Origin of the sequence: Pseudoalteromonas shioyasakiensis (assembly GCF_001550135.1) — a bacterium.
GTDB classification, from domain to species: Bacteria; Pseudomonadota; Gammaproteobacteria; order Enterobacterales; family Alteromonadaceae; genus Pseudoalteromonas; species Pseudoalteromonas shioyasakiensis.
In genome coordinates this window covers 20,065-37,047 of the sequence record NZ_LRUE01000005.1, presented here as the reverse complement: position 1 = coordinate 37,047, position 16,983 = coordinate 20,065, and the positions used below count along the sequence as shown (strand labels likewise).

The 16,983-nt window shown below is 38.3% G+C and carries 15 protein-coding genes; 13 read left to right on the top strand and 2 right to left on the bottom strand.

Translation table 11 applies throughout. The features are described 5' to 3' along the window. The first annotated feature begins 121 nt into the window (after positions 1 to 121). Positions 122 to 1,036, top strand: a complete 915-nt coding sequence (locus PASHI_RS02010; protein WP_062564412.1) for an endonuclease/exonuclease/phosphatase family protein — start codon at positions 122 to 124, stop codon at positions 1,034 to 1,036. Here the strand turns inward: PASHI_RS02010 and PASHI_RS02005 are convergent. Then, positions 1,009 to 1,413: a response regulator gene (locus PASHI_RS02005; protein WP_062564411.1), complete on the bottom strand. Its 405-nt coding sequence runs from the start codon at positions 1,411 to 1,413 to the stop codon at positions 1,009 to 1,011. The two genes, PASHI_RS02010 and PASHI_RS02005, sit on opposite strands and share 28 nt — an antisense overlap. Next, the gene (locus PASHI_RS02000; RefSeq protein ID WP_062564410.1) at positions 1,410 to 2,327 is read right to left on the bottom strand and encodes a glycosyltransferase family 2 protein; all 918 of its coding nucleotides are present in this window, start codon (positions 2,325 to 2,327) and stop codon (positions 1,410 to 1,412) included. Before PASHI_RS02000 ends, PASHI_RS02005 begins: the two co-directional genes overlap by 4 nt. Positions 2,328 to 2,547: 220 nt before the next feature. On the opposite strand from PASHI_RS02000, the gene PASHI_RS01995 reads away from it, so the two are divergent. The 12 genes from PASHI_RS01995 to PASHI_RS01940 all read left to right on the top strand — a co-directional run bounded on the left by PASHI_RS01995 (position 2,548) and on the right by PASHI_RS01940 (position 16,983). Further along, the gene (locus tag PASHI_RS01995) at positions 2,548 to 3,699 is read left to right on the top strand and encodes a glycosyltransferase (RefSeq protein ID WP_062564409.1); all 1,152 of its coding nucleotides are present in this window, start codon (positions 2,548 to 2,550) and stop codon (positions 3,697 to 3,699) included. Positions 3,700 to 3,708: 9 nt separating this feature from the next. Then, positions 3,709 to 5,127, top strand: a complete 1,419-nt coding sequence (locus tag PASHI_RS01990; protein ID WP_062564408.1) for a lipopolysaccharide biosynthesis protein — start codon at positions 3,709 to 3,711, stop codon at positions 5,125 to 5,127. Beyond that, complete coding sequence (locus PASHI_RS01985) at positions 5,111 to 6,475, top strand: O-antigen ligase family protein (protein WP_062564407.1); 1,365 nt, start codon at positions 5,111 to 5,113, stop codon at positions 6,473 to 6,475. The genes PASHI_RS01990 and PASHI_RS01985 overlap by 17 nt, the downstream gene beginning before the upstream one ends. Beyond that, positions 6,468 to 7,178 (top strand): acyltransferase, encoded by a 711-nt coding sequence (locus PASHI_RS01980; RefSeq protein WP_062564406.1) that lies wholly within the window; start codon positions 6,468 to 6,470, stop codon positions 7,176 to 7,178. The genes PASHI_RS01985 and PASHI_RS01980 overlap by 8 nt, the downstream gene beginning before the upstream one ends. Then, positions 7,175 to 8,311 (top strand): glycosyltransferase, encoded by a 1,137-nt coding sequence (locus PASHI_RS01975; protein ID WP_062564405.1) that lies wholly within the window; start codon positions 7,175 to 7,177, stop codon positions 8,309 to 8,311. Before PASHI_RS01980 ends, PASHI_RS01975 begins: the two co-directional genes overlap by 4 nt. Before the next feature lie 169 nt (positions 8,312 to 8,480). Further along, positions 8,481 to 9,956, top strand: a complete 1,476-nt coding sequence (locus PASHI_RS01970; RefSeq protein WP_062564404.1) for a GumC family protein — start codon at positions 8,481 to 8,483, stop codon at positions 9,954 to 9,956. Beyond that, positions 9,953 to 11,032 carry a glycosyltransferase gene (locus tag PASHI_RS01965; RefSeq protein WP_062564403.1) on the top strand — a complete coding sequence of 360 codons (1,080 nt, stop codon included), beginning with the start codon at positions 9,953 to 9,955 and terminating at the stop codon, positions 11,030 to 11,032. The genes PASHI_RS01970 and PASHI_RS01965 overlap by 4 nt, the downstream gene beginning before the upstream one ends. Before the next feature lie 9 nt (positions 11,033 to 11,041). Beyond that, positions 11,042 to 12,853, top strand: coding sequence for a sugar transferase (locus PASHI_RS01960; protein ID WP_062564402.1), 1,812 nt, complete (start codon positions 11,042 to 11,044; stop codon positions 12,851 to 12,853). A gap of 180 nt (positions 12,854 to 13,033) precedes the next feature. Continuing rightward, positions 13,034 to 13,354, top strand: coding sequence for an STAS domain-containing protein (locus PASHI_RS01955; RefSeq protein ID WP_054561490.1), 321 nt, complete (start codon positions 13,034 to 13,036; stop codon positions 13,352 to 13,354). Positions 13,355 to 13,362: 8 nt separating this feature from the next. After that, on the top strand, positions 13,363 to 14,220 hold the full coding sequence (locus PASHI_RS01950; RefSeq protein ID WP_054561489.1) for an OmpA family protein: 858 nt from the start codon (positions 13,363 to 13,365) through the stop codon (positions 14,218 to 14,220). Position 14,221: 1 nt separating this feature from the next. Next, complete coding sequence (locus tag PASHI_RS01945; RefSeq protein WP_062564401.1) at positions 14,222 to 16,288, top strand: SLBB domain-containing protein; 2,067 nt, start codon at positions 14,222 to 14,224, stop codon at positions 16,286 to 16,288. After that, positions 16,285 to 16,983 (top strand): cellulose synthase operon protein YhjQ/BcsQ, encoded by a 699-nt coding sequence (locus PASHI_RS01940; RefSeq protein WP_054561487.1) that lies wholly within the window; start codon positions 16,285 to 16,287, stop codon positions 16,981 to 16,983. The genes PASHI_RS01945 and PASHI_RS01940 overlap by 4 nt, the downstream gene beginning before the upstream one ends.

Sequence of the window (16,983 nt, the reverse complement as noted above, 5' to 3'; positions counted from 1 at the left end):
ATTAAGTACCTTCGGGTACTTAATTTAATACAAAAGAAGAACACATCATACTATATCTATTTTAAGTATATCTCAGCAAGGTACAAAATATGCGGCTATAAATTATCAGAGGGGGAGTGCGATGCGTTTACTATTTTTATTCAGTTATATAGCTATATTAGTGTTAGCTTTTAATCAATTTGATAGTTATTTTTTTGATTTGGCGGCCTCTTTGCGAGGGTTGCTAATTGTATTTAGTTTTCTACCTGCATTTTTTTTGTTGTGGTGGAACAAAAAACTATCTTTGAGTTTAATTGCTCTAAGTATTTGCTTAGTAATATTTCATTTTAAACCTTACTCAACTGATAGAGAGGTTCAAAACACAGATATCAAAGTCGCCCAGGTAAATTTGCAATATAGTAACCCTAACTTAGCAAATATCATCACTAGCCAATTTATAAATGCGCAAAATGATATCTTAGTACTGTTTGAATTTAATGATACGCAGCGGCATGTGCTTGATGAGCTAAACACACAATATCATTTATTTGGTTATGCTGAAGTAGAAGGGGCGCCATTTGGCATTATAGTTCTCTCAAAACTTCCAATCGTACAAAGGCAAATTAAACGCTTTGATAATCCTAAACTTGGCTACGTAAAGCTTAGTTTCTTACACAATAACGTTATGTTAAATAGTGTGTTTTTACATCCTCCATCACCTAGAACTCAAAGTTTGTGGGGTCAGAGAAACTTAGTCTTAAGTGAAGTTGCTAAAGAAATTAAAAATTTAAAGGGCAGTTGGTTAGTTGCTGGTGATTTTAATACAGTACCTTGGTCACGGTTCTTTATAAATAATAAAAGCAGTTGTTTTAATCACGCAGGTTTTTATACGTCTTGGTCTTTGAAAAACCAGCTAAGTGATTTAAAAGTTTTGGGTTTACCAATAGATCATTGTTTAGTGAGTGAAGATGTTTCTTTATCTAATATTGGTGTTAACTCAGTAAACGGCAGCGACCACAAACTGCTGCACTATGAACTCACATTTTCTACGCATTGATTAAATTTAAGGTGACTATTTTCAATTAATATATCAACCAGCATAGTTAGCTCAAAATTATCCCAAGGTTTTGCAGTAATCATATTAGCAATATTATCGTTAAGCGCACTTTTAGAAGCTTCTAGCTCTGCATAGCCGGTAATCAAAAGGCGAGAGCAGTTCGGCTGTAGCAGTTTAATATCCTCTAAAACAGCAAAACCACTGATTGCAGGCATTAACAGATCACAAATGACTAAACTAATTGGGTTCTGTTTCGCATACTCAATAGCCGATAGAGGATCGCTGAAACAAATCACATGGTTATTAGTACCTAATAATCGTTTTAGCGAACGTAAAATTGCTTCATCATCATCGATGATTACAATGTTTTTTTTCATGAATGTGCTCCAAATAAGTGCTTCAAGTCATAGAGCATATGTTTAAAATTTCGTTTATGAGGGAATAGCCAAAAGGCTTTGTTCGAATACATAAGTGCCTTTGAATACTGACCAAGTTCACGGTAGAACTCGCCATAACATTCACTTAAACGTGCTTTGATTTTTTTAAGTTCATTGTTTGATACAACAGATTGGTTACGATTAATAATTTCAACCATAGCCGCTAGTCTATTTTCTCTATTTGATGTTATAGAGTTAGCACGCATTAGATAGTGCATTGCACATAGCGTTGAATAACCAACATAACCTTTTTTAGCTATTTTTAACCAGCAATCTAAATCTGTAGCGCTACTTAACTTATTGTCAAAACCACCCACATCAACAATGGTTGAGCGTTTAACCATGACCGACGAAGTGCCAACGATATTGGTGGTGATCATTTGGCTTATTGGATTATCTAAAAACTGGAAGTCTGTGTTTTCTTTATTACATTTAAACTCTGGCCAGTAATCAAAACAGCCAATTATATCTTCGTTATTTTCATTAAAATGCATGTAGTCAGTAAAACTTAACACACAGTCTGGGTGTTTTTTATGAAATGCAAACTGAGCTGCAAGCTTATCGGCTGACCAATAATCATCGGCATCTAAAAAAGCTAAGTACTCTGACTTTGCTTGTGTAATTGCAAGGTTACGAGCAGCGACAACGCCTTTTCTTTGTTGGCTGAATATGCGTACCTCACTTTTGTCAGCAGCAAGTTGCTCAAGGTATTCTTTACTGCCATCTGTAGAGCCATCATCAACAATAATGATCTCGAATTGCACATTTTTTTGCTGGTAAATGCTGTTAATACAGGTATCTAGATACTGCAAGCAGTTGTAGTTAGGAATGATAATACTGACTTGGCTGTTCATAATATGCTCCAAAAGCATTTCTTCACGTAGTAAAGGATACGCAATTTAGACGCCAGCTTTAAATCTGTATTTTCTGTGAAATTACTCAGCCTTTTCTCTTTGTGCGTTGCATTTTGCAAATCTCCAGCAAAATTTAATCTCATTTCGGGAATTTAAAGGTTTAATAGCCGGGTATGGAACTTGCCATAACTCTTATAACAGTTTTTATAGGAGCGTTTTTATGAAGCACATTGCTATTTTGGTCCCAAGCTTTCCAATTGCATCTGAAACATTTGTTGTAACGGAAATTAAAGCTCTTCTCAATGCAGGGCATAAGGTGACAGTTCTTACATTTGAAAAAACCAGTGTGATGATTAATTTAACCAGTGCTATTGAAGTTAAAAAAATTACTAAACCTGCGTTTAAATTGATCTTACCTTCTATGTTTAACATTTATAAGTTAGCAAGGGCAACGCATACTGCAGCTCAATTTAAATCAATTTCAACACAATCCTTGCTTGCTTATGGTTATCAAATTGCACGTTATATAAAAGCTGCAAAGATAGATCATTTACATTGCCATTTTATGCATGGGCCTCTTGCGTACGGTATCGTTGCGGCAAAACTTGCAGACATTACAGTATCTTCTATTGGTCATGGCCATGATGTTTACGTAAACAACGCAGACTTAAAACCCAAATTAGCTCTTTGTGATTTTTCAATAGCAGTTTGTGAAGAAATGGCTATGCAATTTAAACGCTTTTCGAAGAGCAATGTTAAATTGTTGCATTGTGGTATCGATACTAGCCAATTTAAGTTTGTACCATCGTCCCTAAATGAATCTGTGCGTTTAATTTTTATCGGCCGTCTAGTTGAAAAGAAAGGGCTGCAATTCCTATTACCGGCACTTAAGCATATTCCAAAAGAGTTTGGTATAACCCTTGATATAGTGGGGGACGGGCCAATGCTTAACGATTTAATGTATATGGCTGAAGAGCTTGGTATTCGTAAATCTATTCGCTTTCTAGGTGAAAAACCTCATGACTGGGTTAGCTCAAACCTAATTTATTATTCTGCGCTTATCGCCCCTTTTTGTGTCGCAGAAAATGGCGACCGTGATACAGGCCCGTTAGTTTTAAAAGAAGCCATGGCTTGTGGCCTTCCTGTTCTCACTACCACCTTAATGGGAGCAAACGAAATTGTAACCCCAAGTGTTGGTATGAAATGTATGCCAGGTAGTATCTCAGGACTCAGCAAAATGCTTTATAAATTTCACCAATTATCTCCACATAAGCGTTATCTACTTGGTCAAAATGCTAAGCAACATGTTAACGAGCATTACAACGCAGTTAAGCAAGCTCAGCAACTTTCCAAATGGGTTGAATCTTTATAGGGAGGTTTTATGAGTAACTTAAAACAAATTGGTTACTTTGCTTTAGCCATTTTTGCAGTAAAAGGGTTTGGCTTTTTACTATTACCAATTACAACTCGCTTTTTAGAAAAGAGCGAGTTTGGTGAGCTGAACTTTTTGGTGACCATGTCGGCGCTATGCTCTTTAGTGGTTTCTCTTGGTTTACCTGAGCTACTACTAAAACAACAGTACCCAACTTTTCGTGAAAAAATGGCGTTATTTAGAGACTCTCTGGTATTAACAATCTGCTTTAGTGCGCTTTTTTTAGGCTGTAGCTTTATATTTAGCGAGCAAATTATTGCAACCTTACCTGCGCAAATAAAGGTGATTGATTTTAGGTTACTTATTTTAAATTTAACTTTTGCCTCGGTACTTGCTATCCCGTACACCTACTACAGGTTATTTGGTCACGCGCAAAAGTATTGTTTTTATAGTATTGCGCATGCTGTCATACAAACTTGTTTAACAATCACTTTGTTAGTTCTTGGTTTTAATGTAACCGGTGTAATGGTTTCAGGTGTTGTCTGCACGTTCATTATTATGTGTTTAACCTTAAGTGATATGCGAAGTGCACTTAAAGTGAGTTATTCTCGCTTTAGCTGGAGAATAAAAAAATCACAGACTGCATTCTTAACTTCAATTATCGCATCAGGTTTATTTGTTTATGCCGGTAATGGGGCAGAAAACTGGTTTATCGTTGCTGAATTTGACGAGAGTGTTTTAGCGAGTTATTACGTTGCAGCGCAATTTGCCATTATAACTTCGTTCACATTTGAGCCGATTAGACTTTGGTGGTTCGCCAAACGTTTTAGCTTTATTAAGCAAGATAAAAAGCAATATCAAAATTATGCAATAACCTCATTAAATGCAGGCTTAGCTATGTGTGTTTTGATGAGTTTACTGGCACCAATCGTATTAAACTCAGTACTTCCTGCTCAATACCATGGCAAAGATAGCTGGCTGATTTTATTAATTATTGTTGTTGCCATACGCCATCACAGCGATATTTTCAATATTGGTTGCTACATGCATAAGAATGGTGTGTTTGTATCAATTATAAACTTCTTTACAGCACTTTTAGGTCTTAGTCTGCTGTACTTTTTAGTGCCAAAACTTGGTGTTGAAGGCGCTATTTTGGCGCTAATCATTATGCAAAGTTTTAAATTAGTTTGCCTTTACTCAGTTAGTCAGTATTTCGAGCCTCTAAAGCTAAACTTTGCAGCATTAGTACCAAGCTGGTTAGCATTGGGCTCTATAACAGTGATCACTTTACAGTTTAGCGAACTTAGTTTGGCTAAATGGATCGTATGTTTTATCTATATTGTTGGTTTGGCTTATCAATATAGAGCATTAATTAAGCAAGTAATAAAAAGCTTAATGAAGGAGCATCACCATGCTCAATTACTATAAACAAAATCAGTTATTAATTAATGGCATTTTAGTAACCTTACTTGTGGTTATTACCTATGCCATTTTGGGCCCGATAGCAGTTTTTGCATTGCTGCTATTACCTTTTGCCGCTTTCACTGCAGTAAAGGTAAGTGTGGCTTTTATAATTTTGTTTATTTTATTTAGCTATTTTAGATTACACGAAGCTTTTCCTTTTTTAATGCCTTTTAAAATTCCTAAGTTACTCGCGCTTGCGTCGCTATTGGGAATAGCCTGGCATCTATTTATCTCACAAAAATTAAAGCCACATTGGCATACCAATCATCTGATATTTTTTGTTTGGTTTATTTGGCTGACTGTTTGCGTTTTTAGTGCCTCAAATCGCGGTTTAGCGATGGAGTACTGGTCAGGTGTACTAACAAAAGTACTCATTATGGTATTTGCAATCTCGTGGTGGATGAGCACATTAAAGCATTTTAATGTGGTTAGAATTGGCATCATGATCTCAGGTGCCGCCATTGCTTTAGTTGCCCTGAGTAACAAAATGAATGGTATTGGCCTAGTAGAAGGAACTCGCGTCACTATTTCGCGAGAACTTCGCTCACAACTTGGTGATCCTAACGATTTATCACTTGTAATGATGTTTCCCGTGTCTTTTTTAGCTGCTGAAGTATTTGATTCAAGTGCCCATAAATTTAGACGCATCATTGCATTTATTTGCTTAGTTATTGCAATCAGCGGTGTTATTGCAACGCAGAGCCGAGGAGGCTTACTTGGCATTGCTGCTGTACTTAGTTTCTTTATTTACCAGAAAGTTAAAAATCCTGTAGTGGTCGGCTGTATTGGTGCCGTGGGCATGTTAGCCATGGTTGCTTTTGCAGGTATTGCAGATAGGCAAAGTGGCGGCTCCCATGAAGGCGGTGTTGATGAATCTGCAATGGGTCGTATCTACGCTTGGCAAGCTGCAATCAATATGGCAATACATAATCCATTAACTGGGGTTGGGGTTAATAACTTTGTCGTTAATTACTATTTTTATAGCCCACATTGGGATGGCAAGAATCATGCAGTACACAGTACGTGGTTTCAGGTATTAGGTGAAACAGGCATCGTAGGAATATGCATTTTTGTGCTCGTGATTGCCTGTATTTATCGCACCTTGAACCGTGTTTTCTTAATGAATAAACAGATTAATGACAAACAAATTGATGTAAATGCGAAAGCGCTAAAGGGCGGCCTAATTGGCTTTATGGTGTCAGGCACCTTTTTAACTCAGGCATTTACATGGCCTATTTATATCATTCTTGCTTTAACTATTGCCTTAGAAAAGCTTGTAATTGATAAACAACGGGAGAGCTCACATGAGTGAAAATATTAAACAATGGCTTAAATCAAGTGACAGCCCATTTGCAAAATCACTTTTTCAATTTGCAAAATCGATTCGCAATCCGCAAATGTGGGTTATCCCAGGTATTCATTCATTTATATATAAATTGCATTTATTGGTTAAAACAGTAGTGAGTGAGCTAGGGCGCATTTTTTATTACACACCAGTATTTAAAAGCCAAATCAAGGGCTCAAAAGCAAATTTATACCTGTATTCTGGCATGCCGCAAATTTTAGGAAAACTTGAAATTAGCTGTAATGACAACACACGAATTAGTGGCATCAGTACTTTTTGTGGGCGTAGTCATGGTAATTACACACCCAAACTTATAATTGGCAGTAATGTTGATATTGGTTGGCAGAATGCGTTTTCTGTTGGTCGAAAAATTGTTTTAGAAGATGATGTTCGCCTTGCAGGTCGGGTATTTTTAGCTGGCTTTCCTGGTCACCCTCTAAACTCTGAACGACGTGCTCTTGGTGTGCCTGATGACGAGTCACAAGTTGGCGATATCATTATAAAACAAGGCGCTTGGATAGGCACCGGCGCAACTGTGCTTGCAGGTGTAACAATAGGCGAGGGTGCTATAGTTGCTGCAAGTGCTGTAGTTACTAAAGATGTGCCAGCAAATACTATTGTTGCTGGCAATCCAGCAAAAATTGTTAAACAGCTGGAGGGGACGCTATGAAATTTATTGTATTCGGCGAAGATTGGCAAAGTCACCCAAGTAGTACACAGCACCTATTTAAACAACTAGCAAAACAACATCAGGTTATTTGGATTAACTCGATTGGTATGCGAAAACCAACATTTCGCTTGATTGATGTGAAACGAGTTTTTAATAAATTAAAAAGCCTTTTTTTATCTAAGCGCAATAGGCCAAATGCTAAAACAACGAATACTAGCCAAAACATTAATTTAACAGCACACACATTAGCGGTTTTACCTTGGCACGATAGCGTTATAGCAAGGCTATTTAATAAATGGATTTTTAATCGAAAAGGTTTCATAGATGATGAGCCAATTGTTTATTGGCTTAGTGTACCTACGGCAATTAGTTTAATTTCACCGCGAGAGCAGGATAAAGTCATTTATTACTGCGGAGATGACTTCTCGGCACTTGCGGGTGTTGATCATAAAATGGTCGCGCCTTTTGAAAGTGACCTTATTGCCAAAGCAGACACCATTTATGTTGTGAGTGAGTTTCTTGCCAACAAAATGCCGAAATCTAAAGTTAAAATGCTTTCTCATGGTGTCGATTTAGAACTTTTTACCGCGCAAACCACAAAAGCCGTTGAACTTGAGCAAATAAGCAAACCTATTATTGGTTTTTATGGTTCCTTGAATGCTTGGCTTGATAAAGCCTTATTGTTGAAGCTAGCTAAAGAAAGGCCTGAGTATCAATTAGTATTGATAGGCCACCTTGTCGAAGACTTCTCTGATCTACTCAAGTTAGACAATGTAACCCATATACCGGCTGTAGAGCATGATCGTTTAGCTTCATTTTCTCAGCATTGGCAGGTATCTATATTGCCATTTGTTGATAATGAGCAGATCAGAGCCTGTGATCCACTGAAATTAAAAGAATACATAGCCACAGGCACACCTATTGTGACAACACGCTTTGCTGCGGTTAATCCATACCAAGAGACCATATTAATAGCAGACAACCACCAAGGCTTTATTCAGCGATTAGACTATGCTGTAAGCCTAAGTAAATCAAACAACTTGAATTGGCGAGCAAACCAATCTCAGCAAGCAAAGGATCATAGCTGGCAAGCAAAAGCCAAGTTAGTCTGTAAACAACTTAGGTTTTGCTAAATAAATCTTTCAACCCAAAGCCGCATCTTGTATCGCTACAAGATGCGGCTTTTTTCATTTTGGCTCACTAACTGCAATTAACTAACTATCTATAGAAATCTCGGTTGTTTTTATCAATTTGCAAATTAAAACCGAGCAATTTCGCAAAATGCAAAGCAAAAGGTAAAGTATGTTAGTTAAAGAGCAGATCAAACGGTTAATTTATTTAGGGCTTTATGCGCTTTACACGCGTATTAAGCTCTTTATTATTCCGTTTTGCATTGTGCCAATCGTCGTCATTGCACTTGGTTTATCTGCGCAAAAACAATATACCAATCACGCAACCATCTTAATCGAAGAGTCTGCACTACTTAATCCTTACTTAGATGATCTGTCTTTTTCGTTTCAACTTTCTGATCGTATGGCAGCACTGCGTACCTTAGTTATCAGCCGTAAGGTACTTATTGCAGTAGCAAAAGAAACCCAATTAATAGCTGAAGATGCTACGCCAAAACAAGTTGAAGAAATCCATCAAAAACTATCTAAAGCGTTATCACTTTCGTTAATTGGTGATGAGCTGGTACGTATAAACTTTATTTGGCATGACCAATCACAAATGAAGCCAGTGCTTGAAAAGGTGGTAGAAAAATTTATTGAACGTTTATTAGCACCTACAAAGGCGTCACTTGATACTTCTGAGCAGTTTTTCTTTAAACAGCTTGATAGTTTACGCGAAGAACTTGAATTATCTGAAGAAGCACTGGCTGATTTTAAAACCAAAAATCGTAATACCTTACCCGATGTATTACATAGTAATCGCCAAACCTTCGACAGCTTACTAAGTGAAAAACAACAAAAGCTGATTGCTCTTTCAGGGGCTAAAGCAAAACTGAATGCCTTAGTGAGTAAAGTAGGGCAAGCCAATCCAATTTTAGGCAATTTAGAAGAAAAGATAATTCGTACTGAATCAGAGTTAAGTCTTTTGAGAACACGCTATACCGATAAACATAGCAAGATTATCGAGAAAAAGCGCACACTGGCAAACTTAAAAAGTCGCCAACAGGCGCTGTTAGAATCTAGTGAAGAGCTAAACACAACGGATCTTGATCAGTTATGGCAAATGGTTAATACGCTTCCGTCTGGTGATGGTAAAGAGAGCAGCGTTTTAGTTTCACAACTTCTTGCGCTTGAAGAGGCCCGTAATAATTTACTTCAGCAAGAACAAGAATTTGCAATGCTCGAAGAGCAAGTGCAGCTTGTCAGTGAACGTCTGTTAGTAACCAGTGATGTAGAAAAACAATTACGTAAACTAGAGCGTGATTACGATGTTAAACAGTCACTTTATAAAGACATGCTGAGTCGTTACGAAATGGCCAAAGTTACGGGCAAATTAGTTAAATACGAAGGACCAGACAAAGTTAAAACTATCGAGCGAGCTTATAGCCCAACACAACCTATCAATACCTCAATGCTGATGACCGTTATCGTTGGCATTGTGCTTGGGATTTTCACAGGTAGTGCAAGCGTATTTGTTGCTGCACTTTGTGATAGTCACTTAAAAGATATTAAAACCATCGAAAAACTTACCAGCGCAGAGGTGGTAACAGTACTTCCTATCGTCAATGCCGAAACTAACTTCGGTAATATTGAAGGAGATAAATCATGAATGTCATGCACTTAGTTCAACACCTACAAGTAGGTGGCCTAGAAAAAATGGCAATTACTTTACTCAAAAACAGTCAATTTAGTAGCTCGAGTATAATTGTTTCTCTTGAAGGAGACAGACAATCTGCGTTTGAGCAATGGCCAGAGCTTGAACAATATAGCCATCGAGTGATTTGTTTAAACAAAAAACCAGGCGTGAGTATTTCTGTTATCGCAAAGATAAAGGCATTAATAAAAGAGCATGATATCGATATTATTCACAGTCATCATGTTGGCCCTGTTATTTATGCAGGCCTTGCTTGTGCGTTGACCGGTGATACGGTTCGTCATATATCAACAATTCATGATGCCTGGTATTTAAATAACGTTAAACAATGTACTTTCACTAAGTTACTTAACTCATTAACGAATATTTATTGGGTCGCAGATGCACGAATTGTTGCCGATGAATTTAGAGCTAAAACAGCAATCATTCCTGAGCGCACCATTTTAAATGGTATAGATTGTGATAATTTTGTCGCAATTAATCAATCAACCGCCAGAAATCAGCTCAATTTACCCCACAAAGTTAAGCTAGTTGGCTGTGCTGCAAGGTTAATTGCAGGAAAAGGACACAAAGATCTTATTCATGCATTGCATTACTTACCTGAAGATTACCATATGGTGTTTGCTGGAGATGGCGATCAAAAAGTCATTTTAATGAATTTGGTACGTAATTTAGGGCTTAACGAGCGTGTGCACTTTTTAGGCAACGTTCACGATATGCGAGCCTTTTATTCGAGTATCGACGTGATGTGTTTGTATTCACAGCGTGAAGGTTTGCCATTATCGATTATTGAAGCCATGGCATGTGGTATTCCAGTTGTAGCGTCTGATGTAGGTGGAATTCATGAAGTTGTCACCGATAACGAAGGTGAGCTTGTATCGTTGAACGAGTTTAACAAGCTTGCACCGGCTATTTTGAGAGCATGTAAACTGCCACATGGTCTTTGCATTCGTCATCATGCAATTGCAGTCGCTGATGCAAGAACCATGAGTAGTAAATACGACAATTTATATTCTGCATTAGCAGTGTAGGAGCCAACCATGACTATTTTTACTACATTATTTATCATTTTAATGTGTATTGCTGCATATCATCATATTGGCTACCCATTATTACTAAAGTGTGTTGCAGGCAAAAAGCAAAAACCAAGCAAGCAAACCGTTTTTGATAACAACTACACACCGAATATTGCTGTTTTGATGTGTGCTTACAATGAACAACAGCATATTGCAGAAAAGCTTTATAACCTAGCATCACTAGTATATGACACTCATCATTATTCTATTCATGTTTATTTTGATGGTTGCACCGATAAAAGCTATCAACAAGCTCTTAAAGCACAGCAGGTATTACATAAGCAAGGCGTGCAGTGCTATTTTCACCATCGTGATGAAAACCAAGGGAAAGTACAAGGGTTAAATACCTTGATGGGGATGGCGAAATATCACAATGATATTTTACTGTTCACTGATGTTAGTGCTTTATTGAGCATTGATACATTAAACAAAGTAGCTAAGCAATTTAGTGATCCGCAAGTGGCAATTTCGACAGGTGTTTACACCTTAGATGAAAATGCACCAGATGCGCAAAAAGCCTACTGGCAGTACCAAAACCAAGTGAAAAAATCAGAGTCAAACCTTGGCGCTGTGATTGGCGTACCAGGGGCAATGTTTGCCATGCGCGCTGAGTATGCAAATGAATTAGAGAAAAACACGATTAACGACGACTTCGTGCTATCAATGAAAGCTTTAAGCAAAGGCGGGAAAGCTGTTGTTGATGAAGACGTTGTCATTTACGAGCGAGAATGCGATGAGCAAAGTGAAGATTATAAACGTCGTGTAAGGTTAGGTGCTGGTAATTGGCAACAAATAAAAGCGCTGCTTTTATTACTTAACCCGCGTTTAGGGTGGACATGTATGAACTTTTTCTCGCACAAAGTATTACGTGGGATTATGCCAATTATTTTAGCCTGTATTTATGCTTGTGTATTTATAGAAGTTATCGTCACGCAATCTGTATGGTCACAATTGATTGCTACAGGCATTTTATCGCTTCATACAGTGCAAGCGGTTAAAACTATATTCGCCTTTAAAAAACGTATTCCTATCGTCGATAAAGTTAATTACATCTTAAACAGCTACTTTTTAGCACTTTGGGGGATCATTCGTTATGAACAAGGTTACTTTGACACTCCTTGGCAACGTGTAAAATCTGCGAGTAAAGCACAAACCAAGTCTGTTATTAAAGTCATCAAACGAAGCTTAGATATTGCAGGTGCCTTATTTGCGTTAAGTCTAGTTTGGCCTGTTTGTTTAATTGCAGCGCTGGCTATAAAGCTTACATCTAAAGGTCCTATCATCTTTAAGCAACTTAGAGTGGGTGAAAGCTCAGATGACTTCGTTGAGTTATTTTATGTTTATAAGTTTCGCTCTATGGTGGTTGATGCTGAGTCGCGTTCTGGTGCTGTGTGGGCCAGTAAAGATGACCCAAGAATAACGGCAGTAGGGCGCTTTATGCGTAAAACACGAATTGACGAACTTCCGCAATTAATTAATGTGCTTAAAGGCGAGATGTCGCTAATTGGTCCAAGACCAGAGCGTCCTGTGTTTTATGGTAAATTAGAAAAAGACATCCCTTATTTTTGCCAACGTACTTACGGTGTTAAACCAGGTATTTCTGGCCTTGCTCAAGTGATGAATGGCTACGATGAAACCATAGATGATGCACGAAGTAAAATTGGCTGGGATTACGCCTATTCACTGAGTATGTCATCACCGCGTGCTTGGGCGAAGCTTGAGTTTTCAATTGTGATTAAAACATTACAGGTCGTTTTTACCGGTAAAGGGCAGTAAACCACCTCCATTTTGCAAAATGAATTAAGCAAATCACGTTGCATAATGCAAATTAACAGCAAAAAGTTAATTGCATTATGCATCACCCCATCATTTAGCCTTTAAATTTCAACACCTTATAAACTGGCATTTTAGTTGTACTAGTTACTATGACTAACCAATTTAACTAAGGTGAAGATCATGGCTAACAACACATCATTTTCTAACGATACCAAACTAATTTCACTACCTAGTGACTTTTCTGGTCTAGCCGTCGATGGCTTTAAAGATCAGTTTGAAGAAGTTGCACATGGCAAACAGCAAAGTGTGGTACTCGATTTTAGCTCTACTACGTTTATTGATTCATCTGGCATTGGTGCCATGGTGTTCCTATACAAACGCATCGAGAAAAAAGGGCAAAAATTATCACTGCTTAATGTGTCTGGGCAACCACACAAACTAATGAGTCTATTAAGAGTTGATAAGACGATTCCATTTATCGAACAAGCTGATATCGCGTGAGGTGATTTATGAAGCACATACTATTTACAATCATTTTGCTAACGCTTGGTGGATGTGCTTCTTGGCCTGATGAGGGGCAAGGAGGCTGGGCTGAAAAATATCAAAATTATCCGCTTACTGATGAACAACACGAGATGATTTACGACACACAAGAAACCGTGGTGCTAAGCGAATTTGAACATCATGTTTTAAAGTTAGATTTATTAAAAGCACAAGGGATACAGCAATGTATGCCAGCACAACTGCTAAAAGCACAAATATACGAAAACCGTATAAGACGTCTAATAGCAGCGCAAATGTGGTCTGATGCTGAGCATGATTTACTGATTCACTATCACGGTTTAAATCAGCTTGCGAAGCACTTTGAAACTGTTAATGCGATGAGCCAATGTGCAGGTGTTACTGATACTGAAAAAAACATGACAGCATCTCTTAAAGACCAGATCACTGAGCTTTTAAATAGTGATAACCAGTTCTCACTGAATGATTTTCAGGTTACTCCTAAATACATCACACGTTTAGCACAAGCGGCTGACTTAATTAAACAAGTTGATGAGGTTAACTTACTGCTTGTTGGTCATGCCGACATTAGTGGTCAGCAACAAAACAATTATGAGTTAGCACTTAAGCGTGCCGAAACAGTAAAACACTGGCTAGGTATTTATGGTGTAAACCCAGCAACAATAACAACCTTAACGCAAGGTAGTTTAACACCGTACAGCGACGAACCTGACTCACGCTCAAAACGTCATTCAGATAGACGAGTAGAGGCAATTATTATCGACATGAGTGACGATAAAGCCACTAAACAAAAACATGCATTATCCAGCTGGACCAAAATCTTAAATGGTCCTAAGGAGCAATAACATGAAACAGTTAATCTTACTTTGCTTACTTATATTCGCATTACCTACTTTCGCAGAAGAGATTGAAGTCGGTAATAAACTTTACTTATACCTACCAGGCGAAGCTGAATTTAGCGAACCGTTTGAAGTTGATAAAGAAGGTGCTATTACCTTACCAGAGCTAGGTCGTTTTAAAGTAGCAGGCTTACAGCTTGATGATGTGCAAAGCCAGCTACGCACAGCATTAAGTGAAATGTATGTGGCGATGGATGACTTTTATGTCGAAATTCATTCACGAGATATTTTTATCAATGTGATGGGCTATGTGAACGACCCATCACAAGTAAGTATTCCTAAAGATGGCAACATTCAAATGGTCATCGCCCGTGCAGGCGGCTTAAAACCAGGCGCTCAATTAGACCGTTTACAAATTCGCCGTGGCACCGAGATGATTGAGTTTAACTATAAAGCCTACTTAGATTCAGGCAACATTGACTTATTACCAGCATTACAAAGCGCTGACACAGTCTTTGTGCCAGTGTCTCCGCTGTTAGGTAACGTACAAATTGACTTTGATGCACAAACCTTAAGTGCATCAGGTGATGCAAGTGATAACAGCGCTATTACTTTGCTTGGTGAGGTGCACAACCCTGGTAGCTTTTCATTTAAAGAAAACATGAGTGTACTTGATGCGCTAATGCGTGCTGAGGGTGTAACCCGCTATGCAGATGTAACCAAAATTCGTGTTATCGTAGATAAAACCCCAGTCGTGTTCGATTTAAAAGCGTATTTAGATAAACCTAATAACGACACTATGCCTGAGCTAAAAGCGGGTTCTACTATTTATGTGCCTATCATGGTTGATGATGTAAATACCACTTCAAGAACAGTTTATATCATGGGAGAAGTGCAAAAGCCGGGCGCTTATGAAGCAGGCGAAAGCACAAGCTTTTTAGATATTCTGGCTAATGCAGGTGGCCCAACCCGTTTTGCAGAAACTCGTCAGATTAAGATCTTAACTCCAGCAGGCGAAAGCATCTTATTTGACTTACAAGGTTACAGCGAAGGCATAGTCACAGTAAAAGTGCCAAGCCTTAACCCAGGCGATGTGATTTTTGTACCAGAGAAAACCGATCAAAACGAAAAAAGCTGGTTAAAAGTACCGCCAAAACGTGCCATCAAAATTATTGGTGCCATTTTATCTCCGGGTCGTTATGAGTGGAGCCCTGAAATGGACTTTACTGATTTACTTGCCCATGCCGGCGGCCCAACTAAGGGTGCCAATATCAATGATATTAAAATTGTAAGAAACGGTGAGGTGACCAAACGTTTCGATTTAGAGCAATACACTATTAATGATTCGGGCAAATATGAACTGCCAAATTTAATGGCTGGCGATACCATTATTGTTGAAGAGTTACCAGTTGACCCTGCAGACAATAAATCTCAATGGATCCGTCAAGAATCAAGCAAGTCTATTTACATTATGGGGCAAGTGGGCTCACCAGGTCGCTATGCATTTAATACTAATATGCACTTTATCGACATTTTAGCCGCTGCTGATGGCCCTACAGATAACGCCGATTTACGCAATATTCGTATTACACATCGTAACGGCAATGCAGCAAGAGTCAGTAAATTAAACCTTGCACTGTATTTTGAAACCGGTGATGAAACCTTATTTCCACATGTTTTACCGGGCGATACTATCTATATCCCAGAAAAAGATAAAGACTGGTTACGAACGCCAAAAGAGCAGGTAGTTCGCATCATGGGTGCTGTTGAAAAGCCAGGTCGTTACAGCTTTGATGACACTATGACGGTACTTGACGTATTAGCAGAAGCGGGCGGCCCATCAAGCTCAGCGCTTATCGACAAAATCGTGGTGGTCAATCATTCATGCTGTAAAGAACAGTCTCGTGTATTTGATTTAGAAGAATTCGTTAAAAACCCTAACTCAGCGTATATCCCTGTGTTACGTGCTGGCGATACTTTGTATGTACCAGACAAAGGCCAAGATTTAATGAGCCAGTTTAAATCAAACTTCTTAGACTTTATTACTGTTGTAGCTTTAGTGGTGGGCTTATGAAACTAATACCAGCGCAATACCAAGAACTTGAAGCCGTGTGTAACGAAATAGATAACAGTAAAGCCCGTTGCATCTGCTTTATTTCGTTAACCGGCAACGAAGGCTCTACATCACTTTGTGCTAGTGTTGCACAGCGCTTAAGTTTGCAAGCTGCCAAAGTGCTAATTATCGACTTAAATCCGTTAAATCCATTTAAGTTTGATGAACCAAAAAAACCAGAGTCTTGGTGCTTCAGCGATATTTCGTGTCAGCTTAATATCATCAATACTGAACAGGTAGACTTGCTCACCATGGCGCACCTTAAAGAGCTTGAATCGGTGAAAAATAAAAGCGTACTAAATGATGCAATAGAACGCATAAAACAAGAGTATGACTATATTTTTTTAGATATGAGCCCAGCTCTTAAATGTAATCGGGGCAATGTACCGCTGCATGCGCTTAGTTTATGTACCGAACTGACATTTTTAACGGTATCACTTGGTTATAACGACGAAGAAGCTCTATGTCACGGTATGGCAAATCTAGAACACGCAGGCGTTAATAACGTAAAAATTGTTGTCGCTCAGCATCAGTTTGCTCCATTGGGTAGCCGCATCGTGAAAACGCTCAAAGCGTTTCAACCAAAATGGCCTAAACTCACAGAGTACTTATTAAACAAAGTTATTAAACAGCGTTGGTTGTTTTTACCTTATTGA